Here is a 1,246-nt window from a genome sequence, read left to right on the forward strand (position 1 = left end):
TCGGTTTGCTGCGTCTCGCGGATCCGAACAATCCTTCGATCGCGACGATGATGCAGCACCGCGAAGAGCGCAAGGCGATGTTGGCGCGCGAACAAGCAGCAGCCGCTCAAGAACAGCAACGCAACGCTGCCGCGCAGGAACAACAACGGAAGGCTGCTGAGAAGGCCGCCCAAATCAAGGTGGAATCCCAGAAGCAAGCTGCCGCCGCTTCCGCTGCGATACCTGCTGCGCCTGCAGCCCGAACCGCCGAGCCTGTGACGACTGCGCCAAAGCCTCCTCAACCCAAAGAACCCGAAGAAGACGACCCTGCATCGCAAGCCAATCGGGAGCTCGATCTGCGGCCGATCAGCACGCCCGAGCCGGCCTATCCGCGCGAGGCGTTGCGTAATAGCACGAGCGGTGAAGTCACCGTCGAGATTACCGTCGGCCGCGATGGCTCGGTGATCGCGGCGCGCGTGGTGCGCTCGACGCCGCGTGGCGTGTTCGACTCCGCGGCGTTGGATACGGTGAAGCGCTGGCGCTACGGCGCGGTGTCGTCGCCGATTACGGTTCGCAAAACTTTCGCCTTCGCGCCGGGCAACTAACATTTGAAACCTGAAATCTGAAATCGCGGGAGTCAAAATTTTCGGGTCTAAAAAAGATGAACTTCTGTCCATGGACACAGATTCAACCTTTGAAATGCACCTTGAATTGAAAATCGCCGCGAGGTTTCATGTCGCGGCGATTATTGACTTTAGATTTCCGATTTACACAGCGTTAGAAGCACGCCTCAAGTTTGTGTGTACAATGTATACACCCTCTTGAGGATTTCGACGTGTCCACTGAAACTGCAACCAAAGTCATCAATCTCAGAGCGCCTGCTCGCAAGCAGTCGCTGATTGACCGTGCGGCTAAAGTGACTGGCAAGAATCGCTCACAGTTCATCATCGACGCATCTGTCGAGCGCGCGCGTGAAGTTCTTGCTGATCAAGTTGCATTTGAACTGGACGAGAAGGCGTGGAAGAAATTCCGGTCTGCGCTCGATGCTCCTTTTGGCCCTGAAGACACTCTCGCGCTTAGTCGTCTGTTGAATTCGAAATCTCCGTGGGAGTAACCGAACTTGCAATTGAACTCTCCGACTCCGTTAACGGAGCGACATCTTACGGGTGAATTTCAATGTGACGCAGAAGAGCTCACGCGATGGCTCAAGGAAAAAGCGTTACGCAACCAGATAGCTGGCGGAACGCGTACCTACGTCGTATGTGAC

General features: G+C 55.8%; 2 protein-coding genes. Both read left to right on the forward strand.

Annotated elements, in window-relative coordinates; translation table 11 throughout:
- Nucleotides 1-584: energy transducer TonB (locus tag DMP17_RS46280; protein ID WP_337833046.1), on the forward strand; the 584-nt coding region annotated here is incomplete at its 5' end.
- A gap of 230 nt (nt 585-814) precedes the next feature.
- Entirely contained in the window at nt 815-1,093 is a 279-nt protein-coding gene (locus tag DMP17_RS46285; RefSeq protein ID WP_337833047.1) for a type II toxin-antitoxin system TacA family antitoxin, read from the forward strand.
- The last annotated feature ends 153 nt before the right edge of the window (nt 1,094-1,246 follow it).

The sequence above is a fragment of the Pseudonocardia sp. TMWB2A genome (assembly GCF_017312135.1).